Source organism: Roseomonas sp. AR75, from assembly GCF_005222815.1.
In the GTDB taxonomy this organism is placed as follows: Bacteria; Pseudomonadota; Alphaproteobacteria; order Acetobacterales; family Acetobacteraceae; genus Falsiroseomonas.
The window spans coordinates 676,825-702,723 of sequence record NZ_STGB01000001.1; the positions used below are offsets into that span (position 1 = coordinate 676,825).

The 25,899-nt window shown below is 70.8% G+C and carries 26 protein-coding genes; 8 read left to right on the forward strand and 18 right to left on the reverse strand.

Going from position 1 to position 25,899, the window contains the following annotated elements; translation table 11 throughout:
* Nucleotides 1-44 precede the first annotated feature (44 nt).
* Nucleotides 45-1,028 (forward strand): tripartite tricarboxylate transporter substrate binding protein, encoded by a 984-nt coding sequence (locus tag E4T13_RS03105; RefSeq protein ID WP_170984765.1) that lies wholly within the window; start codon nt 45-47, stop codon nt 1,026-1,028.
* Nucleotides 1,025-1,669, forward strand: a complete 645-nt coding sequence (locus E4T13_RS03110) for a TetR/AcrR family transcriptional regulator (protein WP_170984766.1) — start codon at nt 1,025-1,027, stop codon at nt 1,667-1,669. Before E4T13_RS03105 ends, E4T13_RS03110 begins: the two co-directional genes overlap by 4 nt.
* A 4-nt stretch (nt 1,670-1,673) precedes the next feature.
* Here E4T13_RS03110 and E4T13_RS03115 read toward each other — a convergent pair whose 3' ends face one another.
* The 3 genes from E4T13_RS03115 to E4T13_RS03125 form a co-directional block, all read right to left on the reverse strand.
* Nucleotides 1,674-2,393, reverse strand: coding sequence for a ribonuclease activity regulator RraA (locus E4T13_RS03115; protein ID WP_137176771.1), 720 nt, complete (start codon nt 2,391-2,393; stop codon nt 1,674-1,676).
* Nucleotides 2,394-2,409: 16 nt separating this feature from the next.
* Nucleotides 2,410-4,155 carry an L-arabinonate dehydratase gene (gene araD, locus E4T13_RS03120; RefSeq protein WP_137176772.1) on the reverse strand — a complete coding sequence of 582 codons (1,746 nt, stop codon included), beginning with the start codon at nt 4,153-4,155 and terminating at the stop codon, nt 2,410-2,412.
* 74 nt (nt 4,156-4,229) lie between these two features.
* Nucleotides 4,230-5,204, reverse strand: a complete 975-nt coding sequence (locus E4T13_RS03125; protein ID WP_137176773.1) for a tripartite tricarboxylate transporter substrate binding protein — start codon at nt 5,202-5,204, stop codon at nt 4,230-4,232.
* Between the two features lie 126 nt (nt 5,205-5,330).
* Here E4T13_RS03125 and E4T13_RS03130 point away from each other — a divergent pair, with 126 nt between their 5' ends.
* Nucleotides 5,331-6,086, forward strand: coding sequence for a GntR family transcriptional regulator (locus tag E4T13_RS03130; RefSeq protein ID WP_137176774.1), 756 nt, complete (start codon nt 5,331-5,333; stop codon nt 6,084-6,086).
* A 6-nt stretch (nt 6,087-6,092) separates the two neighbouring features.
* Here the strand turns inward: E4T13_RS03130 and E4T13_RS03135 are convergent, their stop codons facing one another.
* Nucleotides 6,093-6,959 (reverse strand): shikimate dehydrogenase, encoded by an 867-nt coding sequence (locus E4T13_RS03135; protein ID WP_137176775.1) that lies wholly within the window; start codon nt 6,957-6,959, stop codon nt 6,093-6,095.
* A 79-nt stretch (nt 6,960-7,038) separates the two neighbouring features.
* On the opposite strand from E4T13_RS03135, the gene E4T13_RS03140 reads away from it, so the two are divergent.
* On the forward strand, nt 7,039-8,898 hold the full coding sequence (locus E4T13_RS03140; protein ID WP_137176776.1) for a bifunctional sugar phosphate isomerase/epimerase/4-hydroxyphenylpyruvate dioxygenase family protein: 1,860 nt from the start codon (nt 7,039-7,041) through the stop codon (nt 8,896-8,898).
* A gap of 4 nt (nt 8,899-8,902) precedes the next feature.
* Here the strand turns inward: E4T13_RS03140 and E4T13_RS03145 are convergent, their stop codons facing one another.
* The 5 genes from E4T13_RS03145 to E4T13_RS03165 are packed head-to-tail and all read right to left on the reverse strand — an operon-like array spanning nt 8,903 to nt 13,671.
* Nucleotides 8,903-9,883 (reverse strand): tripartite tricarboxylate transporter substrate binding protein, encoded by a 981-nt coding sequence (locus E4T13_RS03145; protein ID WP_137176777.1) that lies wholly within the window; start codon nt 9,881-9,883, stop codon nt 8,903-8,905.
* Nucleotides 9,880-10,431, reverse strand: coding sequence for a 3-isopropylmalate dehydratase (locus E4T13_RS03150; RefSeq protein ID WP_137176778.1), 552 nt, complete (start codon nt 10,429-10,431; stop codon nt 9,880-9,882). Before E4T13_RS03150 ends, E4T13_RS03145 begins: the two co-directional genes overlap by 4 nt.
* Entirely contained in the window at nt 10,428-11,714 is a 1,287-nt protein-coding gene (locus tag E4T13_RS03155) for an aconitase family protein (protein WP_137176779.1), read from the reverse strand. Before E4T13_RS03155 ends, E4T13_RS03150 begins: the two co-directional genes overlap by 4 nt.
* A 2-nt stretch (nt 11,715-11,716) precedes the next feature.
* Nucleotides 11,717-12,688: a tripartite tricarboxylate transporter substrate binding protein gene (locus E4T13_RS03160; protein WP_170984767.1), complete on the reverse strand. Its 972-nt coding sequence runs from the start codon at nt 12,686-12,688 to the stop codon at nt 11,717-11,719.
* A complete protein-coding gene (locus tag E4T13_RS03165; protein ID WP_137176781.1) occupies nt 12,685-13,671 on the reverse strand; it encodes a tripartite tricarboxylate transporter substrate binding protein in 987 nt (328 codons plus the stop codon). Before E4T13_RS03165 ends, E4T13_RS03160 begins: the two co-directional genes overlap by 4 nt.
* Nucleotides 13,672-13,816: 145 nt before the next feature.
* Between E4T13_RS03165 and E4T13_RS03170 the strand changes: the two genes are divergently transcribed.
* From E4T13_RS03170 to E4T13_RS03180, 3 genes are read left to right on the forward strand one after another with little or no spacing between them, the layout of a single operon-like run.
* Nucleotides 13,817-14,980, forward strand: coding sequence for an acyl-CoA dehydrogenase family protein (locus tag E4T13_RS03170; protein WP_137176782.1), 1,164 nt, complete (start codon nt 13,817-13,819; stop codon nt 14,978-14,980).
* Nucleotides 14,977-16,152, forward strand: coding sequence for a CaiB/BaiF CoA-transferase family protein (locus tag E4T13_RS03175; RefSeq protein ID WP_137176783.1), 1,176 nt, complete (start codon nt 14,977-14,979; stop codon nt 16,150-16,152). Before E4T13_RS03170 ends, E4T13_RS03175 begins: the two co-directional genes overlap by 4 nt.
* The gene (locus E4T13_RS03180) at nt 16,149-17,210 is read left to right on the forward strand and encodes an acyl-CoA dehydrogenase family protein (protein WP_240790964.1); all 1,062 of its coding nucleotides are present in this window, start codon (nt 16,149-16,151) and stop codon (nt 17,208-17,210) included. The genes E4T13_RS03175 and E4T13_RS03180 overlap by 4 nt, the downstream gene beginning before the upstream one ends.
* A gap of 3 nt (nt 17,211-17,213) precedes the next feature.
* Here the strand turns inward: E4T13_RS03180 and E4T13_RS03185 are convergent, their stop codons facing one another.
* Genes E4T13_RS03185 through E4T13_RS03225 form a run of 9 tightly spaced genes read right to left on the reverse strand, consistent with a single transcriptional unit; the run spans nt 17,214 to nt 25,088 of the window.
* Nucleotides 17,214-17,978 (reverse strand): GntR family transcriptional regulator, encoded by a 765-nt coding sequence (locus E4T13_RS03185; protein ID WP_170984768.1) that lies wholly within the window; start codon nt 17,976-17,978, stop codon nt 17,214-17,216.
* Nucleotides 17,979-17,987: 9 nt separating this feature from the next.
* A complete protein-coding gene (locus E4T13_RS03190) occupies nt 17,988-18,917 on the reverse strand; it encodes a 2-hydroxyacid dehydrogenase (protein ID WP_137176784.1) in 930 nt (309 codons plus the stop codon).
* 1 nt (nt 18,918) lies between these two features.
* A complete protein-coding gene (locus tag E4T13_RS03195; RefSeq protein ID WP_137176785.1) occupies nt 18,919-19,698 on the reverse strand; it encodes an enoyl-CoA hydratase/isomerase family protein in 780 nt (259 codons plus the stop codon).
* On the reverse strand, nt 19,695-20,657 hold the full coding sequence (locus E4T13_RS03200) for a tripartite tricarboxylate transporter substrate binding protein (RefSeq protein WP_137176786.1): 963 nt from the start codon (nt 20,655-20,657) through the stop codon (nt 19,695-19,697). The genes E4T13_RS03195 and E4T13_RS03200 overlap by 4 nt, the downstream gene beginning before the upstream one ends.
* Complete coding sequence (locus E4T13_RS03205; RefSeq protein WP_170984769.1) at nt 20,654-21,631, reverse strand: tripartite tricarboxylate transporter substrate binding protein; 978 nt, start codon at nt 21,629-21,631, stop codon at nt 20,654-20,656. Before E4T13_RS03205 ends, E4T13_RS03200 begins: the two co-directional genes overlap by 4 nt.
* A gap of 5 nt (nt 21,632-21,636) precedes the next feature.
* Complete coding sequence (locus E4T13_RS03210; RefSeq protein WP_137176788.1) at nt 21,637-22,605, reverse strand: tripartite tricarboxylate transporter substrate binding protein; 969 nt, start codon at nt 22,603-22,605, stop codon at nt 21,637-21,639.
* Nucleotides 22,606-22,642: 37 nt separating this feature from the next.
* Nucleotides 22,643-23,239 (reverse strand): carboxymuconolactone decarboxylase family protein, encoded by a 597-nt coding sequence (locus E4T13_RS03215; RefSeq protein ID WP_137176789.1) that lies wholly within the window; start codon nt 23,237-23,239, stop codon nt 22,643-22,645.
* Entirely contained in the window at nt 23,239-24,447 is a 1,209-nt protein-coding gene (locus E4T13_RS03220; protein ID WP_137176790.1) for a CaiB/BaiF CoA-transferase family protein, read from the reverse strand. The genes E4T13_RS03215 and E4T13_RS03220 overlap by 1 nt, the downstream gene beginning before the upstream one ends.
* Before the next feature lie 5 nt (nt 24,448-24,452).
* Entirely contained in the window at nt 24,453-25,088 is a 636-nt protein-coding gene (locus E4T13_RS03225) for a glutathione S-transferase family protein (RefSeq protein ID WP_240790965.1), read from the reverse strand.
* Between the two features lie 111 nt (nt 25,089-25,199).
* Here E4T13_RS03225 and E4T13_RS03230 point away from each other — a divergent pair, with 111 nt between their 5' ends.
* On the forward strand, nt 25,200-25,898 hold the full coding sequence (locus tag E4T13_RS03230; RefSeq protein WP_137176791.1) for a carboxypeptidase regulatory-like domain-containing protein: 699 nt from the start codon (nt 25,200-25,202) through the stop codon (nt 25,896-25,898).
* The last annotated feature ends 1 nt before the right edge of the window (nt 25,899 follow it).

A 25,899-nucleotide genomic window follows, 5' to 3' on the forward strand; every position in this document is an offset into this window, starting at 1 on the left:
CGTCGTGCATGCGCGGGCGCGCCGGACGCAGAAGGGAGGAAGCGATGACCGAGTCCTGCAGGATCCGCCGACGTTCCCTGGTCATCGCCGCGGCGCTGGCGGCGCCGGCGCTCGCACGCGCGCAGGAGGCTGTGTGGAAGCCGGACCGGACCGTGCGCATGTTCGTGCCCTTCGCGCCTGGCGGCCCCTCCGACACATTCGGTCGCATCTTCGCCGATGCCTTCTCGCAGCAGATCGGCCAGACCGTCGCCGTGGAGAACCGCGCGGGCGGCGGCGGCGTGGTGGGCGTGGATGCGGTGGCGAAGTCGCGGCCGGACGGGCTGACCATCGGCATCACCGGCGCCAGCGCACTGGTCGTCGCGCCGGCGCTGCCGCAGCCCATGCCGTTCCGGGTCTTCGAGGACCTGGCGAACCTCACGCCCGTGGTGCGCGTGCGGCAATGCGTCGTGGTCAGCGGGCGCGCGCGCTACCGCAACCTGACGGACTTCATTGCCGATGCAAAGGCGCAACGGGAGCCGCTGCCCATCGCTTCCTCCGGTGCGACCTCGGCACTCGCCACCGCGCTGCTGGCGCAGGAGGCCGGGATCCAGCTGACGGATGTGCGCTATCGCGGCGCCGCGCCGGCGCTGACGGACCTGCTGGCGCAGCGCGTGGTCGCCACGATCGTGGATCTGCCCGTGGCGCTCGGCCATATCCGCAGCGGCGACCTCAGGGCGCTGGCGATCACCAGCCGCACCCGTGCGCCGGAACTGCCGGAGGTGCAGACCGCGAGTGAGCAGGGCCTGCCCGGGCTTGCGACGGACAACTGGTATGGCCTCGCGGCGCCGGGCCAGACGCCGGAGAACATCCTGCGCGGGCTGCATGCGGCCTCCGTCGCGGCGCTTCGCTCGCCGCAGCTTGCCGCGGCCTTTGCGCAACGTGCAGGCGAGCCCCTGCCGATGACGCGGGAGGAGTTCGTCGCCTTCCTGCGCGCGGAAGAACGGAAATGGGCGCCGCTGGTGAAGGCGAGCGGAATGGACTCCCTTTGAGTAGCAGCCGAGTCGCGACGCCGCGTCGGCGCGCCGCGTCCGCGCGCGCCGGCCACGCCTTCGATCGCGACGCCCAGCGCGAGCAGAAGCGCCGCGCGCTGCTGCATGAGGCGGCGCGGCTGATCAATGCGCGCGGCGCCGGGGCGGTCTCGCTGGAGGATGTCGGCAGCGGGCTCAGCATCAGCAAGGCCGCGGTCTACTACTATTTCCGCAGCAAGCAGGACCTGCTGGCCGAGTGCTACTCGATGTCCTTCGACGTCTGGGAAGGCGCGCTGGATGCCGCCGAGGCGGCCGGCAGCACCGGCGCGGCGAAGGTGGAACTGTTCATCCGCCGCTATCTGGCGGATGGGCTTTCCGCGCTGCAGCCGATGATCCTGGTGCGGGAACAGGAAGCCCTCCAGGCGCCGCTGCGGCAGCGCGTGGAGAAGCGGCGCAAGGCGTTGCGAAACCGGCTGCGTGGCTTCATCGCCCAGGGTGTCGCGGATGGCAGCTTCCGCCCGCTGGATGCGAGGGTCGCGACGACGGTGATTGGCGCCGCGATCTCCTGGCTGCTGCGCACCTATCGCGAGGACGGCCCGCTCAGCCGCGAGGCCTTCATCGAAAGCGCTGTCGGATTGCTGCTGCAGGGCATGCGGGCGTGACGCCTCAGCGCCCGTTATTCTTCCGCCAGGCCGCAAACTCCTCCAGGCTCTTCGGATCCGTCGCGGGATAGAGGCCGCGGATCGAGCGGCCTTCCGCCACCTTCTCCGCGACGAAATCCTCATACGCCGTCATCTCCGTGCCCTCCGCGGCAATCTCCTCGGCCAGGTGCGCGGGGATCACGATCACGCCGTCGGCATCGCCCACCAGCACGTCGCCAGGGAACACCGGCGCATCGCCGCAGCCGATCGGCACGTTGATGTCGATGGCGTGGTTCAGCGTCAGGTTGGTCGGCGCCGACGGGCGGCTGTGGTAGGCGGGGATGCCCAGTGCCCCGATCTCCGCGGAGTCACGGAAGCCGCCATCGGTCACCACGCCCGCGACGCCGCGCGCCTTCAGCCGGCCCACCAGGATCGCGCCGGCGGAAGCGGCCCGCGCATCCTTGCGGCTGTCGAAGACCAGCACCGCGCCGGGCGGGCATTCCTCGATCGCCCTGCGCTGCGGATGGGCGGGGTCCCGAAAGACCTCAAGGCCGTTCAGGTCCTCGCGCGCCGGAATGTAGCGGACCGTATAGGCCTCGCCGACCATGCTCTCGTCCGCGGCGGCATGCAGCGGCAGCACGCCCTGGACCATCTGCGTGCGGAGGCCGCGCTTGAACAGCGCGGTCGCGATGGTGGCGGTGCTGATCCGGCGCAGCCTGGCGCGAGTCTCTTCGTTCAGCGGCATCGCATTCGGCTTTCGCTCAATAGATCACGGGTTCGGGGACAGGCGCGCCGAAATCGGTGCGCAAGAAGTCGAAGTCGCAGCCCTGGTCGGCCTGCTGGATGTGCTTCGTGAAGGCGAAGCCGTAGCCGCGCTCGAAGCGGGCAGGGGGCTGCACCCAGGCGGCGCGGCGGCGCCCCAACTCCTCATCGCTGACGCGCATGGAGATGCTTCGGGCGTCCACGTCGACCTCGACGATATCGCCGGTCCGCAGCAGCGCGAGCGGGCCGCCGACGAAGCTCTCGGGCGCGACATGCAGCACGCAGGCGCCGTAGCTTGTGCCGGACATGCGGGCATCGGACATGCGAAGCATGTCGCGATGGCCTTCCTTCAGCAGGCGCTTCGGCATGGGCAGCATGCCCCATTCCGGCATGCCCGGGCCGCCCTGCGGTCCGGCATTGCGCAGCACCAGCACGCTGTCCGGCGTGAAGGGGTAGCTCTCGTCGTCCACCGCCTTCTTCATGCTGGGATAGTCGTCGAAGACCACGGCCGGGCCGGCGTGCTTCAGGAACTTCTGGTCCATCGCCGCCGGCTTGATGACGCAGCCATCGGGCGCCAGGTTGCCCTTCAGCACCGCCAGCGAGCCCTCGCCGTAGATCGGGTTGGACAGCGGCCGGATGACGTCGTCGTTGTAGACCTTTGCGCCCGCGATGTTCTCGCCGAGCGTCCGGCCGGAGACCGTCATGCAGCCGAGGTCCAGATGGTCCGCCATTGTTGCCATCAGGCCGCGGATGCCGCCGGCGTAGTAGAAGTCCTCCATCAGGTAGGTCTTGCCGGAGGGGCGCACATTGCCGATCACCGGCACCTTGCGGCTCGCGCGTTCGAAGTCGTCCAGGCCGACATCATGCCCGGCCCGGCGCGCCATCGCGATCAGGTGGATGATCGCATTGGTCGAGCAGCCCATCGCCATGGCCACGTTGATGGCGTTCAGGAAGGCTGCGCGCGTCTGGATGCGCTTCGGCGTCATGTCCTCCCACACCATCTCCACGATGCGCCGGCCGCTCTCCGAGCACAGCCGGATATGCCCGGCATCGGCGGCGGGGATGGAGGAGCCGCCCGGCAGCACCATGCCCACGGCCTCCGCGATCGCCGTCATCGTGCTGGCGGTGCCCATCGTCATGCAGGTGCCGTAGCTGCGCGCGATGCCGGCTTCCACGCCCAGCCAGTCCTGCTGCGTGATCGTGCCGGCGCGCAGCTCGTCCCAGTATTTCCAGGAATCCGAGCCTGAGCCGAGCGTCCTGCCTGCCCAGTTGCCGCGCAGCATCGGCCCCGCAGGCACGAAGATCGCGGGAATGTCCATGCTGGTCGCGCCCAGCAGCAGGCCTGGCGTGGTCTTGTCGCAACCGCCCATCAGCACCGCGCCGTCCACGGGGTGGCTCCGCAGCAGCTCCTCCGTCTCCATCGCCAGCATGTTGCGGTAGAGCATGGTGGTCGGCTTGACGAAGCTCTCGCTGAGCGACAAGGCCGGCAGCTCCACGGGGAAGCCGCCGGCCATCAGGATGCCGCGCTTCACGTCCTCCACGCGCGTCTTGAAGTGCACGTGGCAGGGCTGCAGGTCGGACCAGGTGTTGACGATGGCGATCACCGGCCGGCCCTGCCACTCCTCCGGCGCGTAGCCCATCTGCATCGCGCGCGAGCGGTGGCCGAAGCTGCGCAGATCCGCCGGGCCGAACCAGCGTCGGCTGCGCAGTTCCTCGGGCGATTTGCGGCGGGACGTTTCGGTCATTTCTTGGCCTCTCGCGGTCCGTGGTCGCGGCACTGTCGGTCAGGCCGCTTCCCAGGGGAAGCGGCCCGCAGCGATCATTCGATGCGGATCTGCGCGCGGCGCGCCACCTCGCCCCAGCGCTGCGTCTCGCTGGCGACGAAGGAACGGAACTGGTCGGGCGAGCTGCCCACCGGCGTGATGCCCAGCGCCTGGAAGCGCCCGGCAACCGCCTCGGTCCGCAGCGCCTTCACCGCTTCCTGGTTCAACCTTGCGACGATCTCCGGCGCCACCCGCGACGGCGCGAAGAGCCCGTGCCAGGACAGGCTCTCGAACCCGGGCACGCTCTCCGCCACGGCGGGGATGTCCGGCGCGGCCGGCGCGCGCTGCAGCGAGGTGACGCCGAGGATGCGCAGCTTGCCTTCCTGCGCCAGCGGCCAGACGGAGGAGAAGTTGTCGAAGGCCATCGGCAGCTCGCCGGACATCAGCGCGGTGGCCACGCCCGCGCTGCCGCGATAGGGCACATGCTCCAGTTCCGTTCCGGTAAGCTGGCCGAACAGCGCGCCGGCGAGGTGGATGGAAGTGCCGACGCCGGAGGTGCCGAAGGCAACGTCCCGCGCCGGGCGTGCCTTCAGATAGGCGACCAGTTCCGGCACCGTGCGGACCGGCAGGCTGGGCGTGACGGCGAGCGCATTGGGCTGCGCGGCCAACTGCGTGATCGGCGCGAAGTCGCGGGCCACGTCATAGGGCAGGCGCGGATAGATCGCGGGGTTGATGGCGTGGCTGCTGATGGTGCCGAGGCAGATCGTGTAGCCATCGGGATTGGCCCGGGCGCAGGCCTCGCTGCCGATGTTCCCGCCGGCGCCAGGACGGTTCTCGATCACGAAGGTCGCGCCCATCGCCTTGCCCATCTCGCCGGTGACCAGGCGGGCGACGGTGTCGGAGGTGCCTGCGGCGAAGGGCACGATCACGCGGATCGGCTGCGAAGGCCAGGGCCGCCCCTGTGCCAGCGCGGGCAGGGCGGCGAGCGAGAGAAGCCCCGCCAGGACGAGGCGGCGCGCGGGATGAGCCATGGACGTACCTCCGGATTGGGCCGTCGTCGCGGCGCGGCCCGGTTGCGTACTCTGATCTGATATATGAGATTAAAGCGGTCAAGACAAATATTGGTCGCCGGTCCCGGTGCTGCTAAGCCGGCGGCAATGAGCGAAACAAGCGACCTGCGCGCCCGCGCGCCGTCAGGTGGCCCGGACGACGGCCTGGCTGCGCTCGCGCCGCTCGGGCCGCGGCGCTCGGCAGCGGACCATGCGTATGCCAGCCTGCGCCAGGCACTGATCTCGCTGGCGCTGCCGCCTGGCACCGTCATCGCCCGCGGCGCCTTGGCACAGCGGCTCAGCATCAGCCAGACGCCGGTGCGTGAGGCGCTGATCCGCCTGCAGGCCGAGCAGCTCATCGAGGTCGTGCCGCATTCCGCCACCCGCGTGACGCGCATCGACCTCGCCGCGGCGAAGGAGGCGCATTTCCTCCGCCTGGCGATCGAGCTGGAAATCGTGCGCCGCCTCGTTGCCGCACCGGATGCCGGGCTCGCCGCCACCCTGCGGGGCGAGCTTGCGCGGATGCGGGCGCTTCTGTCGGCCGGCGACCGCACCGGCTTCGCCGAGGCCGACGAGGCGTTCCACGACGCGCTCTATGCCGCCGCGGAAGTCCCTGGCCTGCGCGCGCTGGTACGCAGCCGCAGCGGGCACCTGGATCGTCTCCGGCGCCTACACCTGCCCGAGCCGGGCAAGGCCGATGCGGTGCTCGCCGAGCATGAGGCGCTTGCCGACGCGATCCTGGAGGGCGATGCGCCGCGGGCGGAGGCCCGGCTGCGCGCGCATCTGTCCGGCACCTTCGCCGAGGCCCCGCGCCTGCGTGCGACGGCGCCGCACTTCTTCGAAGACGCGGCGCGCGCGGCCTGAGCGACGCTACGCGTCCAGCACGCGACGCATCCGCGCAGGATCAGGCGTGATGCCCGTGAATAGCCGGAATGCCTCCACCGCCTGGAACAGCGCCATGCCGGTGCCGTCCACGGTGCGGCAGCCGCGTGCGCCGGCGGCGCGGAGGAACTCGGTCTCGCGCGGGAAATAGACGATCTCCGAGACCCAGAGCGACGGGCGCAGCAGCCCCACGGGAAGGGGCATCCCCGGGTATGTCTGCATGCCGATCGGCGTGCAGTTCACCACGCCGTCCGCATCCGCGACCGCCGCGTCGAGATCGCCAACGGCCACCGCGCGCCCCGCGCCGAAGCGGGCGGCCAGCGCCCCGGCAAGCGCCGCCGCCTTTACCGTATCCGTGTCGAACAGGCGCAGCTGCGTCGCGCCCAGCGTCAGTGCCGCATGCGCCACCGCCGCACCTGCGCCGCCGGCGCCGAGTTGCACTACCCTGCCCGGCGCAACACCGGGCAGGCCGCGCCGGAAACCCTCGGCCCAGCCGAACCAGTCGGTGTTGTGACCGATGCGCCGTCCGTCGCGCAGTACCACGGTGTTCACCGCGCCGATGGCGCGCGCATCGTCGGAGAGCTCATGCAGCAGCGGCAGCACGGCCTGCTTGCAGGGATGGGTGATGTTGAGCCCGGCGAAGCCCATGCGTTCGGCGCTGGTCAGCAGGTCAGGCAGGGCTTCCACGCCAAGTCCCAGCTCCGCCAGGTCGATCAGGCGGTAGATGCTGCGCAGTCCCTGCGCCGCGCCTTCGCGCTCATGCATGGCCGGCGTGCGGGAGGCCTGGATGCCGGCGCCGATCAGTCCGCAGAGCACGGCCGGCCAAGCGCTCGTGTCGGGTGGCACGGCTGTCATCGGCGCGGGTTTGGTCCATCCCGTGAAGGCATGTCAATCTGCCGGGTGCCTCCGCGCAAACCGAAGGGAGCAGGCAAGCATGAGCAAGGCACCGCGCCTGCCGAAATCCATCGCGACCGTCTGCCTGTCCGGCACGCTGCCCGACAAGCTGGAAGCGGCGGCGGCCGCGGGCTTCGGCGGCGTCGAGATCTTCGAGAACGACCTGCTCACCTTCAACGGCACACCCGCCGAGGTGCGGCGCATGTGCGAGGATCTCGGCCTCGCCATCACCATCTTCCAGCCCTTTCGCGACTTCGAGGCGATGCCGGAGCCCTTCCGCGCGCGCAACATGGATCGTGCCGAACGCAAGTTCGACACGATGCAGGCGCTCGGCACCGACCTCGTGCTGGTCTGTTCCAGCGTGCATGCCGCCGCGCTGGACGACGCCGCCCGCGCCGCGGCAGACCTGCGGGAGATGGCGGAGCGCGCGGCGCAGCGCGGCCTGCGCGTGTGCTACGAAGCGCTGGCCTGGGGGCGCCACGTCAACCGCTGGCGCCAGGCCTGGGACATCGTCCGCCGCGCCGATCATCCGGCGCTCGGCCTCTGCCTCGACAGCTTCCATACGCTGTCCGTCGGCGACGATCTCGCCGGCCTCGCCACCGCCGTGCCGACGGACAGGCTGTTCTTCCTGCAACTGGCCGACGCGCCGAAGCTGAGCATGGATGTGCTGTCCTGGAGCCGGCACCACCGGCTGTTTCCGGGGCAGGGCGAGTTGCCGGTCGCGTCCTTCCTCTCCGCGGTGCTGGACGCCGGCTTCCGGGGCGCGCTGTCGCTCGAGATCTTCAACGACGAGTTCCGCGCGGCGCCCGCCCGCCGCATCGCGCGCGACGGGCTGCGCAGCCTGGTGTGGCTTGAGGAGCAGGTGGGAACCGCGCCGCTGCCCGCGCTGCCGAAGCTCTCGGGCATCGAGTTCGTGGAATTCGCGCTGGATCATGGCGCGCGGGAGGAGCTGGGCCGCTTCCTCGGCACGCTTGGCTTCCGCCATGCCGGCGCGCATCGCTCGAAGGATGTGGAGCTGTGGCGCAATGGCGGCGCGAACCTGGTGCTGAACGCCGAGCCCGACAGCGCCGCCTCCGAACGCTTCGAACAGCTCGGCCCGTCGGTGTGCGCGATGGCGCTGCGGGTGGATGACCCGGAACGTTTGGTTGCGCGGGCGGAGGCGCTGCTCTACCCGGTCTGGCGCGAGCGGGTGGGAGAGGGCGAGCGCCACATCCCCGCGGTGCGCGCACCAGACGGCACGCTGGTCTATCTGGTGGAAGGTCCCGCGGTGGGCGCGGCGCCGATCTGGGAAGACGATTTCGTCCTCGTCTCACCCGCGGAGCAGGGCGGGCTGCTCGGCGTGGATCATGCGGCGCAGGCGGTGGTGCCGGGCATGCTGGACAGCTTCGTGCTGTTCTACCGTGCGCTGTTCGGCCTGGAACCCGATGCGCCTTGGGAACTGCCGGACCCGTACGGCCTGGTGCGGTCCCGCGCCTTCACAGGCGGCGACGGCACCGTGCGCCTGCCGCTGAACGTCTCGGAGAGCGGGCGCACCGGCACCGGGCGTTTCGTCTCGGCGCTGTCCGGCGCGGGCGTGCACCACATCGCCTTTGCCAGCGCCGATGCGGCCGCGGCAGCGGAAGCGGCTGCCGCGGAGGGCGCGCCGCTGCTCGACATCCCCGAGAACTACTACGAGGATCTCGGCGCACGCTTCGGGCTGGAGGATGCGGAACTCGCCGCGCTCGCCCAACGCCACCTGCTGTATGACCGCGATCCCGATGGCGGCAGCTTCCGCCATCTCTACACCCACGCCTTCCGTGACCGCTTCTTCCTGGAGATCGCGGAGCGCGGCGGCGGCTATGCCGGGTTTGGCGCCGCCAACGCGCCCGTGCGCATGGCAGCGCAGCGCCGGCAGGGCTGACGCGCTATTCCAGCTTGACGTTGCCGAGCCGCGCGGCGCGCAGGTTGATCTCGGTCTCCTCCCGCACGATGGCGCCGTAGGCAGCGGGGGTCACCTCGGCCGCAGGCGGGATGACGGCGCCGAGGCTCAGCAGCCTGTCGCGCACCGTCGGATCGGACATGGCGGCGACCAGCGCGTCGCGCAGCTTGCCGATCGCCTGCGGCGGCGTGCCGGCGGGCGCGAGCAGGCCGATGGTGGTGCTGATCTCCGGCTCCAGGATGCCGGCCTCGCGGAAGGTCTGCACATCCGGCACCAGCGGGGATCGCGCAGCGGAGGCGATGCCGATGATGCGCGCACGCCCGTCGCGATGCAGCTGCAGCGCGGAGGAAAGCTGGTCGAACACCGCAGGAATGGTGCCGGCAATCAGGTCGTTCAGCGCCGGCCCTGTGCCACGATAGGGCACGTGCACCAGTCCCGCGCCGCTGCCCGCGTTGAACAGCTCCATCGCGAGATGCGCGCCAGAGCCGATGCCGGCGGTGCCGATGGAAAGCCCGCCCCGCGTCGACTTTGACAGCGCGACGAACTCCGCCAGCGTGCGCGCCGGCAGGTCCTTCTTCACCATCAGCACCACCGGCACGCGGTACATCATGCCGATCGGCGCCAGATCCTTCAGCGGGTCATAGGGCAGGTGCGCCATGATGCCCGGGAAGATCGAGACGGGCGCGGTGCCGGTGATCAGGATGGTGGTGCCATCGGGCCGCGCGCGCGCAACGCTTTCGGTGCCGACCACCCCGCCGGCGCCGGGCCGGTTCTCCACGATCAGCTGCTGGCCGAGTGCCTGCGTCATGCCGGGCTGGATCAGCCGCGCGCTGAAATCCACGTTGCCGCCCGGCGGGAAGGCCACGACCATGCGCACCGGCCGGTCCGGGAAGGTCTGGGCGCGGGCGGCGCCGGACGCGGTCGCGAGCGCGGCCGTGCCGAGCGCCAGTTGGCGTCGCGTGATCATGCTGTTCCTCCCTGTGATTGCCCTGCCGCACGCCGCGCGGCGAATTCGCGTTCCAGCAGCGGAATCGTGCCACCGGCCTGCCAGATCTGCACCATGCGTTCCGAGAAGGGGCGCGCGTGCAGCACCTGGCCGGAGGGCAGGGTGACAATTCCGGTGGCGGGATCGGCCGAGATCACCGCGCCATCCGCCACGGCCGCCGCGATGCCCGGGCAGACCATCACCGGCAGACCATTGTTCAGCGCACGCCGTAGGAAGCCGGCATCGCAGCTTTCCACCACGACCACCGCGATGCCGGAGGCGCGGATGGCGACGCTGACCTCGACATGGTTGTGATGCGCGAAGTTGCGCCCGCCCACGACGATGTCGCCTTGCCGTACTTGATCCGGGAATTCCGGGCGCAGGCTGCGGAAGCACATGGCGCGCAGCGCGTCCTCGTCGAATTCCTTGCCGAAGCCGGCGGCGACGATGGCAAATTCGATGATGCCGTCATCGCCGCATACATCGTCGCCGAACTTCCAGACCCGGCCACGCGGGATGGCGTGCGTCACGGCGCCGCCTCCGCCAGCATCGGCCGCGGATCGACGATTTGCCCCGCCACCGCCGCGGCGGCCACCGCATACGGCCCCGCCAGGAAGACACGCGCGCTGCGGCTGCCGTTGCGGCCCTGGTAGTTGAACTGCTGCGTGGAGATCGAGACCTCGTTGTCGTTCAGCACGCCCTGGTAGCCCCAGCAGGTGGTGCAGCCCGGCGCCAGCACCGCGGCGCCGGCCTCGGCCAGTATCTCCAGCAGCCCCTCGCGCGCCGCTTCCACATAGACGTTGCGGCTGCCCGGCGTGACGTAGAGCGTGACATGCGGCGCCACCTTGCGCCCGCGCAGCACGCGCGCGGCGGCCCGCAGATCGTCCAGCCGGCCGCCGGCGCAGGAGCCGATGGAGGCCTGGTCGATGCGCTGCCCCGCCACCTGATCCACGGGCACGCCGCCATGCGCATCCGGCGGCACGGTGACCATCGGCGCGATGGCGGACAGGTCATAGCTCAGCCGCGTCATGTACTCCGCGCCGGGATCGGCGCGCACCACGTCCCACGGCCGCCCCTGGTCGCGTTCGCGGACATAGTCCAGCGCCAGCGCATCGGGCTCCATGATCCCGGTATAGGCGCCGCTGTGGAACAGCGAGGCGAGCAGCGTCTGCCGGTCGTCCAGCGTCAGCGCGGCAAGCCCCGGCCCGTCGAATTCCACGCAGCATTGCAGCAGGCGCCCATCCGCGGTGCTGTCGCGCAGGATCGCCTGGATCGAATCGCGCGCGGTTACGCCGAAGCCGAGCGCACCCGTCAGCGTGATGCGCGCCGAAGGCGGCACGGCAATCCAGTTGGCGTCCTGGATGATCGCCACGATGACCTCGGTGGAGATCGGCAGGTTCAGCGCGCCCAGGACGCCGATCGAGGCGATATTGCCCTCGTCCGAGAACACCAGCGTGCCCGGGCGCGCGAAGCCGCGTTCCGTCAGCACCAGATGGCGCAGGCCATTGCCCGGACCGAACAAGTTCTCGATCCCCTGCGCCGCGCACCAGTCGCGCAGCGAGCGATGCGTCGCGTGGTGGTGCGAACCCATCGCGCCGGAGGTCGAGTGGTCGATCACCATCAGCGCCTTGTCCGGGCGCGGAATGCGGTCAACGCCGATTCGGTCCAGGTTGCGCTTGTGGCCGGGCCAGAACAGCTCCTGGCAGGCGACGTAGTCCGGCGTGACGGTGACGTATTCCCCCACCTCCACCGTGTCGCGGCCGGCGGCACGCGCGATGATCTTCTGGGCGATGCTCCGCGCCGGTATCGGCATCGTCACTGCAGCGTGAGGCCGATCGACTTGACGATCGGGTCCCAGGTCGCCCGCTCTTCCTGCAGGAAGGCGGTGAGCTGGGCCGGGCTGCTCGGCACCGCCTCGGCGCCCTGGCGAGACAGCGCAACACGCACCGCCTCGTCGCCCTGCGCTGCCGTCACCGCGGCCGCGACGCGGTCGAGGATCGGCGCCGGCGTGCCGGCGGGCGCCAGCAGTGCCTGGAAGTTGCGGACGCGCAGCGCCGGAAAGCCGAGCTCCGCGGCCGAGGGCACTTCCGGCGCCAGCGGCGATCGCCGGTCGCCGGTGATCGCCAGCGCGCGCACGCGCCCGCCCCGCAGCAGCGGCAGCACGGCGGAGATGTCGCCGAACAGCCCGTCGATCTTGCCGCCGACCAGGTCGGGCAGCGCCGCGCCGGTGCCGCGATAGGGGATGTGCTCGAAGCGCACGGAGGCGATCTGCCCCAGAAGCTCCATCGCCAGGTGGGGCGTCGTGCCGATGCCGGCGGAGCCCATGTTCAGCCCGCCCGGTCGCGTCCGGGCCAGCGCGATGAACTCCGCGAGCGTGGTCGCGGGCAGCTCGGCGTTCACCACCAGGATCTGCGGGCTGATCGCGATCAACGCGATCGGCGCCAGCGCCTTCAGCGGGTCCGGCGCGTCCGCACTTGCGGCCGGTGCGATGACCAGCGGCCCGGGCGAGCCGACCAGCAGCGTGTAGCCATCCGGCCTGGCGGCCGCGACGAGGCGCGTGCCGACCACGCCGCCGGCGCCGGCGCGGTTCTCCGCCACCACGGGCTGGCCGAGCTGCCGGCGCAGCCCCTCGGCCAGCGGGCGCGCGACATTGTCCACGGGACCGCCGGGCGCGAAGGGCACGACCATCGTTATGGCGCGGCTTGGCCAGGCGTCGGTCTGCGCGCGGGCGGTTGCCGGCAGCAGGAGCGCGGCGAGCAGGCCGCGCCGGGGGAGCGTGACGGTCATTGGATGCTGATCCCTCCGCGCCGGATCACCGGGCCCCATCGTTCCGATTCCTCCCTGACGGCCGCAGCGAGTTGCTCCGGCGTGCCGCCGAGCTTCTCGATGCCGAGAATGCGGAACCGATCGGCGACCAGCGGCAGGTTGAGGACGGTGTTCATCGTGGCGTTCAGCGTCGCGATGATCTCGGGCGGCGTCCGGCCCGGTGCGAGCAGGTAGTTGAACGAGGCGTCGTGATAGCCGGGCAGGGTGCGTGCCACCGTCGGCAGTTCCGGCGCGGCGGCGGCGGGCTCGGCGGTGCTGACCGCCAATGCGCGCAGCTTGCCGTCGCGCACCAGCGGCAGCAGCGTGGCGATGTTGTCCATCATGAAGTCCACGCGCCCGGCCATGACTTCCTGCGCCGCCGGCGCGGTGCCGCGGAAGGGCACGTGCAGCAACTCCACATCCGCCATCTGCCCGAGCATCGCCGCGGCGAGATGGCCGGAGGAGGCGACGCCCGCGCTGGCATAGGTCAGCGGCTGCGGCGCGCGCCGCGCCATCTCCAGCAGCCCCGCGACGTCGCGCGCGGCGAAGCCCGGCCCGACCACCAGCAGCTTCGGCGCGCGCATCAGCGCGATCACCGGCGCGAAGTCGGCCACGGGATCGTAGGGCAGGCTGCGCATCAGATAGGGGTTGAGGATCTGCACGTTCGGCGTGGCGTAGAGCAGCGTCTGCCCGTCCGGCGCGGCGCGCGCCACCGCCACCGCGCCGATGGTGGTGCCGCCGCCCGGCCGGTTCTCCACCGTCACGGGCTGGCCGAGATCCTGGCCCAGCGGCTCGCCGATCAGTCGCGCGATGGTGTCGGCGGCACCGCCGGGGGCGAAGGGCACGACCATGCGCATCGGGCGGTCGGGTCGCCAGCCCTGGGCCTGCGCCTTGCCGGCCGCGAGGCTCGCCGCCGCGGCCAGCAGCAGGGCGCGGCGGCCGGTATGATGCGGGTGCGCGGACATGGCCTCCCCTCCGGTCTTATGTCGTTAGGTCAGTCCTATGACCTTATGCGGCGCTGCCCGACCTGTCCAGCGCCGGCCAAGCCTCGACAGCCCGAGGCCGGCGACTATAAGCGATAAGCCTAGCCTATTGGCGAAAGGGCAGGGAATGGCGGTCGCAGCCGCGCTCACTCTCGAACAGCTCGATGCGCAGGACGATGCCGGCTTCCGCGCGCATGTGCGTGGCTGGATCGAGGCGAACACGCCTGCCGCGCTGCGCTTCCCGCGCCGCCGCCTGCACTGGCACGAGAACCGCCCATGGTATCTCGCCCTGTCGAAGCAGGGCTGGCTCGCCCCCGCCTGGCCGCGCGCATACGGCGGCATGGGGCTGAACGCCGCGCGCCAGCTCATCCTGATCGAGGAGTTCGAACGCTGGGGCTGCCCGCGCATCAGCGACATGGGCGTGCTGATGCTGGGGCCGCTGCTGCTGAAGCATGGCAGCGAGGCTCAGAAGCGCCGCTTCCTGCCGCGCATCCTCTCCGGCGAGGACATCTGGGCGCAGGGCTATTCCGAGCCGAATGCGGGATCGGACCTGGCCGCGCTGCGGCTGGAGGCAACCGATGCCGGCGACCACTGGGTGCTGAACGGCCAGAAGACCTGGGTGACCTTCGCCAACGATGCGAACTGGATCTTCGTGCTGGCGCGCACCGATCGCAGCGGGAAGAAGCAGGAGGGCATCTCCTTCCTGCTGCTGCCGACGGACAGCCCGGGGCTGTCCATCCGTCCGATCCTCAACCTCGACCTGCATGACGAGTTCTGCGAGGTCTTCTTCGACGATGTCCGCGTGCCCAAGGACATGCTGGTCGGCGAGGTCAACAAGGGCTGGACCTATGCCAAGGCGCTGCTCGGCTTCGAACGCGTGGCGATCGGTTCGCCGCGCCTGTCCGCCAATGGCCTCGCCGCGCTGAAGCGTTTGGCGGAGCGCGTCGGCCGTGGCGACGATCCGGTGTTCCTGGACCTGTATGCGCGCTTCCGGCTGGAACTGGCCGACCTCAAGGCGCTGTACGAATCCTTCACCGCGGCGCTGCGGCGCGGCGAAACACTAGGCCCCGATGTCGCGATGCTGAAGATCGTGCAGACCGAGCTCTACCAGCGCATCACCGATGCGATGCTGGAGCTCGCCGGCGGGAACGCCGGCTTGCTCGATCCGATGGAGGACGCGCTGCATCCCGCCGGCCAGTTCCTGCTCGCGCGCCCGACGACGATCTTCGGCGGTTCCTCGGAAATCCTGCGCAACACGCTGGCGCGCGGGCTGCTGGACCTGCCGGCATGAGCGCGCTGCCCAATATCCGCGTGCTGGACATGACACGCGTCTTCGCCGGGCCCTGGGCGGCGCAGATGCTCGGCGATTTCGGCGCCGACGTGGTGAAGGTGGAGCAGCCCGGCAGCGGCGACGACGTGCGGCGCATGGGATTCCGGGCGCGCGACGCGGAGGGCAGGGAGGTCGGCGCCACCTCCTCCTTCCTCGCGATGAACCGCAACAAGCGCAGCATCACGCTCGACATCGGCAAGCCCGAGGGCCAGGCGACGCTACGCGCCCTGGTGGCCAAGGCCGATGTGTTCCTCGAGAATTTCAAGGCCGGCGGCCTCGCGAAGTATGGGCTGGACTACGCCTCCCTCGCGGCGGTGAATCCGCGCCTGGTCTATTGCTCGATCACCGGCTTCGGCCAGCACGGCCCCTATGCGCCGCTGCCCGGCTACGATCCGATCTTCCAGGCGATGAGCGGGCTGATGAGCGTGACCGGCCAACCGGACGGCACGCCCGGCGCCGGCCCCGTGCTGGCGGGCTACAGCCTGTCGGACGTGAATGCCGGCTTCTATGCCACCATCGCCATCCTGGCCGCGCTGCATCATCGCGACACCGTCTCCGGCCGTGGCCAGCACATCGACCTCGCCTTGCTGGATTCGCAGATCGCCGCACAGTCGCATATCGCGATGAATTGGCTCGTGTCGGGCAAGATGCCGGTCCGCGCGGGCGCGGCAAGCCAGATCAACACGCCCTGGCAGGCCTTCGAGACCGCCGATCGTCCCCTGATGGTCGCCATCGGCAACGACCGGCAATTCGCGCAGTTCTGCGCGGTGCTCGGCCTGCCCGACATGCCGCAGGATCCGCGCTTCGCCACCAACCGCCAGCGCATGGCGAACAAGGCGGCGATGCTGCCGGTGCTGCAACGGGCGCTGCTGGCACGGGGCGCGCGGGACTGGATGGATGCGTTGAACGAGGTCGGCGTCGCCTCCGGCCCCATCAACGATTTCGGCGCGGTGGCGGAGGACCCGCAGGTGCGCCATCGCGGCGTCTTCACGCGCATCGAGGGCGAGGGCGGGCCGACCATCGCCAACCCGATCCGCTTCTCCGAGACGCCGCCGCGCTATGCGCGCCCGGCGCCGGAGCTTGGCGAACACACGGAGGAAGTGCTGCGCGACTGGCTGGGAGAGGGCGCTTGACCGAAGCCGAAGCGCACGTCGCGCGGATGGACTCGCTGCGCATGATCCGCGACAGCGCCGCCGCGGTGGCCCCGCCCGGCGGCGACCTGCGGCGCATACGCGCGTTGCGCTTCAGCGAGTTGGGCCACGATACCGCGGTGCTGCAGCAGATGGGCGAGCTCGGCTGGATCGGCCTGCGCCTGCCGGAGGAGGCCGGCGGCATCGGCCTCGGCATGGCCGAAGGCTGCGCGCTGGCGGAGGAGATGGGCCGCGCGCTGGTGCCGGAGCCGCTGATCCCCGCGCAGCTTTCGGCGGCGCTGCTGCACGCGGCAGGTGCCGAGGACCTGCTGGCCTCGCTGCTCGCCGGCGAGCGCTTCCTCGCCACTGCCTGGCAGGAAGCGCCGGATGCGCTGGATGCGCCGGGCACGCAGGATGCGCCGCGGCTCCTCGTGCCGGCCGCGCGCGCCGCCACCGGCTTCCTGCTGCCCGTGCGCGAGGGCGACGCGCTGGCGCTGCATCTTGCCGAGCCCGCCCGTCTGGATGTGCAGGCGTTGCAGGATGGCGGCCATGTCGCAACGCTGGTGAGCACCAGTTCTCGCCGTCTCGGGCCGCTGGGCGACGCCGTTGGGCGCGCGCTGGACGAGGCCGCGCTGGGGACGGCGGCGTATCTGCTCGGCGCGATGGAGCGCGCCTTTGCCATCACGCTGGACTATTTGCGCACGCGCCAGCAATTCGGCCGCCCGATCGGCAGCTTCCAGGCGCTGCAGCACCGGGCGGTGGACCTGCGCATCCAGATCGCGCTGACCCGCGCCAGCGTGGACGCGGCGGCCGCGACGCTGGATGCCGCGTCCTCCGTCGCGCAGCGCCAGGCCGCCGTCTCCCGCGCCAAGGCCCGCGCCGCGGAGGCCGCGATGCTCGTCACCCGCGCCGCGGTGCAACTGCATGGTGCCATCGGCTACACCGACGAATACGATGTCGGGCTGTTCACCAGGAAGGCGATGGTGCTGGCCAATGCCTTCGGCAGCGCCGCGCTGCACCGCCGCCGTTTCCTGGCGACGGATCGGGATGCCGAGGCGTGAAGGTCAGCGCAGCTTGATGTCGATCCGCACGACGTCGCCGCGGTAGACTCCGTCGGCGACCAGCAGCAGCACGCCGCTCGGGTCCACCGCGGCGCGGCGCACATGCGCCACCGGCGCGTTCAGCGGCACCCGCAGCGCCGCGGCCGTCTCCACATCCGCCGTGCCGATGGTCAGCGTCTGCCGCGCATCGCCGATCTTCACACCGGGCAGGCTCGCCACCAGCTTCAGCGCGGTCTTGGTGCGCAGATCCTCCTCAGTCACCTTGGGCGCGAGGCGCTCGTCCAGATAGACGTCGGCCAGCAGGAAGGGATGGCCGTCGCGCCAGTGGCGTCGATGGAAGTGGCGATAGAGCGCCGCGGGCCTGCCGATTTCGACCGGCGGCACCGCCGTGGCCGGCAGGTCGCGGCGGATGGACAGCGTCTCGATCTCGGCGCCCTCGCGGGAGCGCAGCAGGCCGGACCAGTCGGTCTCCACCTCGCACCACAGGCGCTTCGCCGGCGTGCCGCGCACGAAGGTGCCCTTGGCGCGGAAGCGCTCGATCAGTCCTTCCTGTTCGAGCTGGTCCAGTGCCTGCCGGATCGTCGCGCGCGCCACGCCGCATTCGGCCGCAAGCTCGTCCACCGTCGGGATTTGCTGCCCCTGCCGCCATGCGCCCTGCTCGATCCGGCGCCGGAACAGCGTGGCGAGCTGGATATAGCGCGACACCGCGCTGCGGCTGAGATCAAGCCCAGGCGGCGCCGACTCCCGGCGGGTGGTGGCAAGCGGCATGCGGCCTGCTTATCCGGCGCCGGCTGCGGCGTCCAGGAATTCGCGCCCCTCGCGGAAGGCGGCGATGTCGCCCAGCATTCGCGCGATGATGGCCTGCCGCGTCTCATAGGTGATCGACGCGGAATGCGGCGCGAGCACGACGTTCTCCAGCGCGAGGAAGCGCGGGTCGAGCGCCGGCTCCCGAGCATACACATCGAGCCCCGCGGCGGCGATCGTGCCCTGCTCCAGCGCCGCGATCAGCGCCGGCTCGTCCACCACCGATCCCCTGGCGACATTGACGAAGATGCCGCGCGGACCCAGTGCCTCCAGCACGGCGGCATCCACCATGCGGTCGGTGTCGCTGCCGCCCGGCACCGCCATGATCAGCACGTCCGATGCAGCCGCCAGGTCGCGCAGCGCCGGCACATGCGGCCAGGGCAGGTCAGGCTTCGCGCGCGGGCCATGCCAGGCGACACCCATGCCGAGCCCCGCCGCGCGCCGGGCGATGGCCTGGCCGATGCGCCCCATGCCGGAGATGCCGACCTTCTTGCGGTGCAGGCTGATCGAGGGCGCCATGCGCTCCGGTCCCCAGCGCCCGGCGCGCACGAAGCGGTCGGCCTGCGCGATGCGGCGCGCGGCCGCGTACATCAGGCCGATGGCGGCGTCCGCCACGTCCTCCGTCATCACGTCCGGCGTGAAGGCGATGGCGACGCCGCGGCGGGCTGCGGCCGAGAGATCGAGCTTCTCCAGCCCGGTGCCCTGGCTTGCCACCAGCCTGATCCCGGGCAGCCTTTCGAGCTGCGCGTCCGTCAGCCCCGCCATGGCCGTGGTGACCGCGATACGGACGCCATCCGGCGGCGGCGTGCCCGGCTTGTCCTCCACCAGGTCGTAGTGCTGCGCGAAGGCAGCGCGCAGGTCGGCGGGGATGGGGCAGAGAAGCAGCAGCGTCTCGCGTGCCATGTCAGCGCCCCTTGAACACGGGCTTGCGCTTCTCCGCGAAGGCCCGCCAGGCCTCCTGCGTGTCCTCGGTGGAGGCCAGGGCGACGGTCTGCGATTGCTCGTAGCGGTAGCCCTCGTGCAGCGGCATGTATTCGGTGATCTGGAAGCTGCGTTTCGCCGCCTGCACCGCCAGCGGCACCTTGGCGGCGATTTCCGCGCCGATCCTGCGTGCCTCCGCCAGCAATGCGTCGCGCGGCAGGCAGATCGAGGCCGCGTTCATGCGCAGCAGCTCCGGCCCGGACATGCGGCGCGCGGTGTAGATCATCAGCCGCGCATCGGATTCACTGAAGTGGCGCCGCACATGCTTCACGCCGCCGGCGAGGCCGACATCCACCTCCGTCATCGAGAGATAGGCTTCCTCGGCGACCAGGATGATGTCGGCGGAGAGTGCCAGCACGCAGCCTGCGCCGATGGCCAGACCGTTCACCGCGGCGATCACCGGCTTGCCGCATTCCATCACGCTGTCGAACACCGCGCGGGTCAGCCGGTTGTGGCGCGGATAGGCGCCGGGATTGCCGGCGATGTTCGGGCGTTCCTTCAGGTCGGCGCCGGCGCAGAACGCCTTGCCCGCACCGGTGAGCACCACTGCGCGGACATCGTCGCGGTCGTGCAGCTCGTCGAAGACGCGCACGATCTCCTCGCGCATCGCGCGGTTCATCGCGTTCACCGGCGGGCGGTCCAGCGTGACGGTGGCGACGTAATCCGCCACTTCCAGCTTCAGCGTCTCGAAGGGTTCGCTCATTCCACGCGGATCCCTGCGGCCTCGATCACCCGTTTCCAGCGCGCGCTCTCCGCCGCCAGCGTCGCCGCCAGCTCCTCCGGCGTGGAGGGCGTCGGCTCCTCGCCGAGCGCGAGCATGCGCGCCTTGTAGGTGGGATCGTTCAGGATGCCGACGATCGCCTGGTTCAGCTTCGCGATGACCGGCGCCGGCGTGCCGCCAGTGGCGACAATGTAGTTGAAGGGAGCGGCGTCGAATCCCGGCAGCGTCTCCGCCAGCGCCGGCAATTCGGGCGCCAGCGCCGAACGCTGCGGCGTGGTGACGCCGAGCGCGCGCAGGTTCCCGGCGCGCGACGGCGGCAACAGGATGGAGAGCGTGTCGAGCGCCATGCTGACGGTGCCGCCCAGCAGGTCCGTCAGCGCCGGCCCGGTGCCGCGGTAGGGCACATGCGTGATGTCGATCTGGGCCATGAACTTCAGCATCTCGCCCGCAAGATGCGAGGAGGCGCCGACGCCGGAGGACGCATAGGTCAACGTGCCCGGCCGTGCCTTGGCCAGCGCGATCAGCTCCGCCAAATTGTTCGCCGGGATGGAAGGATGCACCGCCAGCAGGTTCGGTGCGCGCTTGTAGCCGGAGACCGGCGCGAAGTCCTTCACGGGGTCGTACGGCACGCTGCGCATCAGCCAGGGATTGATGATCTGCGGCCCTGGCGTTCCGTAGAGCAGCGTGTGCCCATCCGGCGTCGCCCGCGCCACGGCCTGCGCTCCGATGGTGGCGCCGCCGCCCGGCCGGTTCTCCACCACCACGGGCTGGCCGAGCGCCGCGCCAAGCGGCTCCGCCAGCATGCGCGCGCTTGCATCAGCCGATCCGCCCGCGGCGAAGGGGCAGATCAGCCGGATCGGGCGGCTGGGAAAGGCCTGCGCGCGCGCCACGGCGGGCAGCGCAAGACCGGCGGCAATCAGGGTGCGACGCGACAGTTTCATTCGATGGTGATCCGCTGTGCCGTGATGACGCCGCGCCACCGCTCGATCTCCTCCTGCACCATGCGGTCGAGATCCTCCGGCGAGCCGCCGAGCGGCTCGGAGCCGAGCGACGCCAGGCGGTTCTTCACGGTGGGATGGTTCAGCGCATGGTTGACCGCGGCGTTCTGCGTCATCACCGCCTCGCGCGGCGTGCGCGCAGGCAGGACGAGGTAGTTGAAGGACGCCTCGTGGAAGCCCGGCAGCGTCCTGCCGATCGGCGGCAGTTCCGGCGCGATCTGCGCGGGGTCGCGCGTGCTGACCGCCAGCGCCTTCAGCCGCCCGTCGCGCACCAGCGGGATCAGCGAGGCGGCGGTATCCAGCGTGAAGTCGATGCGGCCGCCGATGATGTCCTGCACCCCCGGCGCGGTGCCGCGATAGGGCACGTGCAGCAGCTCGATCCCCGCCATCTGCGCGAACATCGCCGCGGCCAGATGCGCCGAGGACCCGATACCGGAGCTGCAGAAGGTGATCTCGCCCGGCCGCGCCTTCGCCATCGCGATCAGCTCGGCCACGCTGTTCGCCGCGAAATCCGGACGCACCACCAGCAGCTTCGGCGACCGGATCAACGCCGCGAGGGAGGTGAAATCCTTCATCGCGTCGTATTGCAGGTTCCGGATCATCATGGGGTTGAGGATCTGGATCGGCGGTGGGCAGTACAGCATCGTATAGCCATCCGGCGCCGAGCGCGCGACCTGCACGGCCGCGATCTGCCCGTTCGCGCCCGGCTTGTTCTCCACGATCACGGTCTGGCCGAGGAACTGGCCCATCGGGTCCGCGACCATCCGCGCCACCGTGTCGGCGGTGCCGCCGGGCGTGACCGGGATGATCATACGCAGCGGCTTGTTCGGCGCCCAGGCCGGCTGCCCGAGCGACGGCCGCGCGAGGACCACGGCGGGCGGTGCCGCCGCGGCAAGGAGCAATCTGCGTCGCTGCATGTTGCCTACTCCAGCTTCGCGCCAGTGACGCGCACGACCTCGGCCCATTGCGCATGGGTACGGCGGATGAAGGTGACGAAATCGGCGGGCTTGCTGCCGACGACGCGCCCGCCCTGGTCCACCAGCTTCTGCCGCGTGGCGGGATCGTTCAGCGCCGCCATGACCGCGCCTTCCAGCACTGCGACGCGATCGGCGGGTATGCCGGCGGGGCCGAACACGCCGTACCAGGTCTCGCTGACCATACCGGGCACGCCGGCCTCGATGGCGGTCGGCACGTTCGGCAGAATGCCGAGCCGCTCCTCCGAGGTCACCGCAAGCGCCTGCAGTGCGCCGGCGCGCACCTGTCCGAGCAGCGCCGGCACGTCCGCCGCCAGGATCTGGATGCGCCCGCCGAGCAGGTCCGTCACCGCGGGCGCCGCGCCGGGATAGGGCACGTGGATGATGTCGATGCCCGCCCGCAGCTTCAGCAACTCGCCCGCCATGTGCAGCGAGGAACCGATGCCGGCGGAGCCGAAGGCGAGCTTGCCCGGTTCCGCCTTCGCCTTCGCCACCAGCTCCGCCAGCGTGCGTACGCCGAGGCCCGGCGCGACGGAGATGATCTGCGGCACCGCCAGCACCTGCGTGATCGGCGTCAGGTCGCGCAGCGGGTCGTAGGGCATGTTGCTGCGCAGGTTCGGCAGGATGACGATGGCGCCGCTGCTGGCCAGCACCAGCGTGTAGCCATCCGGGCGCGCCTTCGCGGTCACGTCCACGCCGATGGCGCCGCCGGCGCCAGGGCGCGATTCCACCACGACGGGCTTGCCGAGCTTCTCGGTCATCACCTGGCCGATGGTGCGCGCGATCAGGTCGGCCGGCCCACCGGCTGCGAAGGGCACGATCAGGCGCACCGGCTGGTCGGGGAAGGATTGGGCGATGGCGCTGCCGGCAAGCGCCGGCGCGGCGAGGGCGCCGAGGGCGGTTCTGCGGGTGATCATGGTTTCCTCCCTTTGCTTCGAAGTCGAGTGGTCGCGCCTACCGCGGCTTGGCGGGCGGCAGCGGGAACAGGCCCTGGGCCGGCGGCCGAAGCGGTTCCTCCACGCCCTCGGGCAGTGGCACGCCATGCGCGTTCAGGGTCATCGACACCATCGTGTAGTAGCCGATCAGCGCCGTCAGCTCGACCACGCCCTTCACGCCGAATGCCTCGCGCGCCGCGGCATAGACCCCATCCGGCACGTTGCCGTCCTGCTGCAACAGCCGCGCGAACTCGTAGACCAGCGACTCCTGCGCATCGGCAAAGCCTGGTGCGCGGCCCTCGCGGATTGCTTCCAGGATCTCCGGCGCGATGCCGGCCTCCGCGGCGACGCGGGCATGCACGTACCACTCCACCTGACTGCTCCAGCGCCGGCCGGTGACGCAGATCGCCAACTCCGAAAGCCGCTTGGGCAGGGACGTATTGAACCGCAGCGCCTCGCCCATCGCGGACCAGCGGCCGGCGAGTTCGGCATTGTGGATTGCGGCGCGCAGCGGCCCGATCACCTGCCCGCGCGGGCCGGAAACCACCTTGTCCCAGACCTCGCGCTGTGCGGCGTCCAGCTCGTCGCGGCCGGGCAGGGGGATTCGCGGTGCCATCAGATCACCCCAGTCTTCGACAGTTCCGCGCGCTCGGCCTCGCTGATGCCGAGTTCCGCCAGCACCTCCGCCGTGTGCTGGCCGAGCGTCGGCGGCGGGGTCTCGAAAGACAGCGGCGAGTCCTGCAGGCGGATCGGGCTGACCACCTGCTTCACGCGGCCGGCCAGCGGGTGCGGCAACTCCCGCAGCATGCCACGATGCTGCACCTGCGCATCGGCAAACACATCCGGCACCGCGTTGATCGGGCCGCAGGGCACGCCGGCGGCGTCCAGCAGCGTCGTCAGTTCGGCGCGGGTGAAATCTGCGAAGCGTTCCGCCAGCAGCGGCGTCAGCACGGGGTTGTTGCGCACGCGGTCGGCGTTGCGCGCGAAGCGTGGATCGCTCGCCCAGTCCGGCCGGCCGATGGCCTGGCAGAGCTTCACGAACTGCCCGTCATTGCCGACCGCCAGCACGATGTGTCCGTCCTTGGCGGGGAACACGTCCTGCGGCTGTATGTTCGGGTGTCGGTTGCCGGCGCGGTGCGGCACCTTGCCGCCGACCAGCCAGTTCATCGCCTGGTTCGCCAGGAAGCCCGCCTGCACGTCGAGCATCGCGAGATCGATGGTCTCGCCCTGGCCGGTCTTCTCGCGATTGGCGATGGCGGCAAGGATCGCGACGGTTGCGTACATGCCCGTCATCAGGTCCACGATGGGCACGCCGACCTTCTGCGGCGCGCCGTCAGGCTCGCCGGTCACGCTCATCAGGCCGCCCATGGCCTGGATCATGAAGTCGTAGGCCGCTTGGTCGCGGCGCGGCCCGTCCTGGCCGAAACCGGTGACGGAGCAGTAGATCAGCGACGGCTTGGTCGCGCGCAGGCTGGCCGCATCCAGCCCGTATCTCGCCAGCGCGCCGGCCTTGAAGTTCTCCACCACGACATCCGCGGTCCCGGCGATGCGCTTCACGATCGCCTGGCCCTCGGGCTTCGCGATGTCGAGCGTGACGCTGCGCTTGCCGCGGTTCACCGAGAGGAAATAGCCCGCCTCCTTCGTCGGCGTGCCGTCCTCCGCCGCCAGGAAGGGCGGGCCCCAGGCGCGCGTGTCGTCGCCGGCGCCTGGCCGCTCGATCTTGATCACGTCGGCGCCGAGATCGGCCAGGATCTGCGTCGCCCAGGGCGCGGCCATGATGCGGCCGAGATCGAGCACGCGGATATGCGAAAGCGGGCCGGGCATGTGGTTCAGGCGTCCACGATCGGGGTGGCAAGCATCGAGGGCCGCCGCGCGAAGCCCTGCTGCCAGGCCGAGAAGCGCGGGCAGCGATCGCGCCAGCCGAGGTCGGCGAAACGGAAGTCCATATAGGCGCCGGCGATGGCCGCGGTGATTTGCGCGAGGCCGACCGGCCCGGCGGCGATTGCCCCGATCTCCGACTCGACCGCCGCCAGCACGGCGTCCGCCTTCAGCGCGAAGGCGTCGATCAGGTCGGGCAGGGGATGCGGACGGTCGCGCTCGTTGCGCCAGAGGATGAGCAGGTCGAGAAAACCATCGAGCAGCGCATGCCGGCGCAGCTCCAGCCAGCGCGCATCGCCGCCCAGCGGGATCAGCGTCCCGCCGCCGGCGAGGCTGTCGAGATATTCGATGATCACCTGGCTGTCGTAGAGCGTGCTGCCATCCGCCAGCACCAGCGTCGGGATCTTGCCGAGCGGGTTGTCCGGCAGCAATTCGCGCGCCGGCTTGCGCATGGCGACCACGGTTCGGATGGTGCGGATGCGGTCGGCGAGGCCGAGCTCAAGCGCGGCGACCATCACCTTCCGCACGAAGGGCGAGCGTGGCGACCAGTGCAGCGTCATCGCCGCGGGTTCGTCAGGGCGCGACATCGCGGACGCGAAACTCCTCCCGTTTCGACCAAAAGGCCAGTCTTATGACATAAGACCTTTTCGCGCGCATGGTCCAGCCCTAAACTGGCGGCGCTCCAAGGACGCGCGACCATGTCCATTCCCAACACGGCAGCAACCGACGGCATCGAGCCGGTGGTGCCCGTGCCCGGCTACCCGAACACCTGGACGCATACGCCCGCGCAGCCGCTGATCCGCCGCCTGCCGGGCCGCACCGACCTTGCGGGCCCGGCGGCGTTGCATCGCAAGCTGGTGCCAGGCGCCGTGAACCTGGCCGAGCCCACGCCCGGCCGCCCCGCCATCGGCCAGCTCATGCAGGTTTCCGGCCGCATCCTGGACGAGGATGGCCGCCCGGTCGCCGGCGCAGTCGTTGAGTTGTGGCAGGCCAACGCCGCCGGCCGATATGCGCATGCGAATGACGGCAGCGTCGCGCCGCTCGACCCCAACTTCCTGGGCCATGGCCGCGCGCTGACCGATGCGGATGGGCGCTACGCCTTCACCACCATCAAGCCCGGCGCCTATGCCGTGCCGGTGGAGGAGACATGGTGGCGCCCGCCGCATCTGCATTTCTCGGTGCATGGCCCCTCCTGCCTCGCGCGACTGGTGACGCAGATGTATTTCCCGGGCGATCCGCTGAACGCGATGGACCGCATCCTGAACGCCATCCCCGATGACGCGGCGCGGTTGCGCATGATCGCGCGCTTCCTGCCGCCGCCCTCGGTCGGCGATCTCTTCCTTGGCTTCACGCATGACATCGTGCTGCGCGGCCGCCTCGCGACTCCGGAGGCATGAG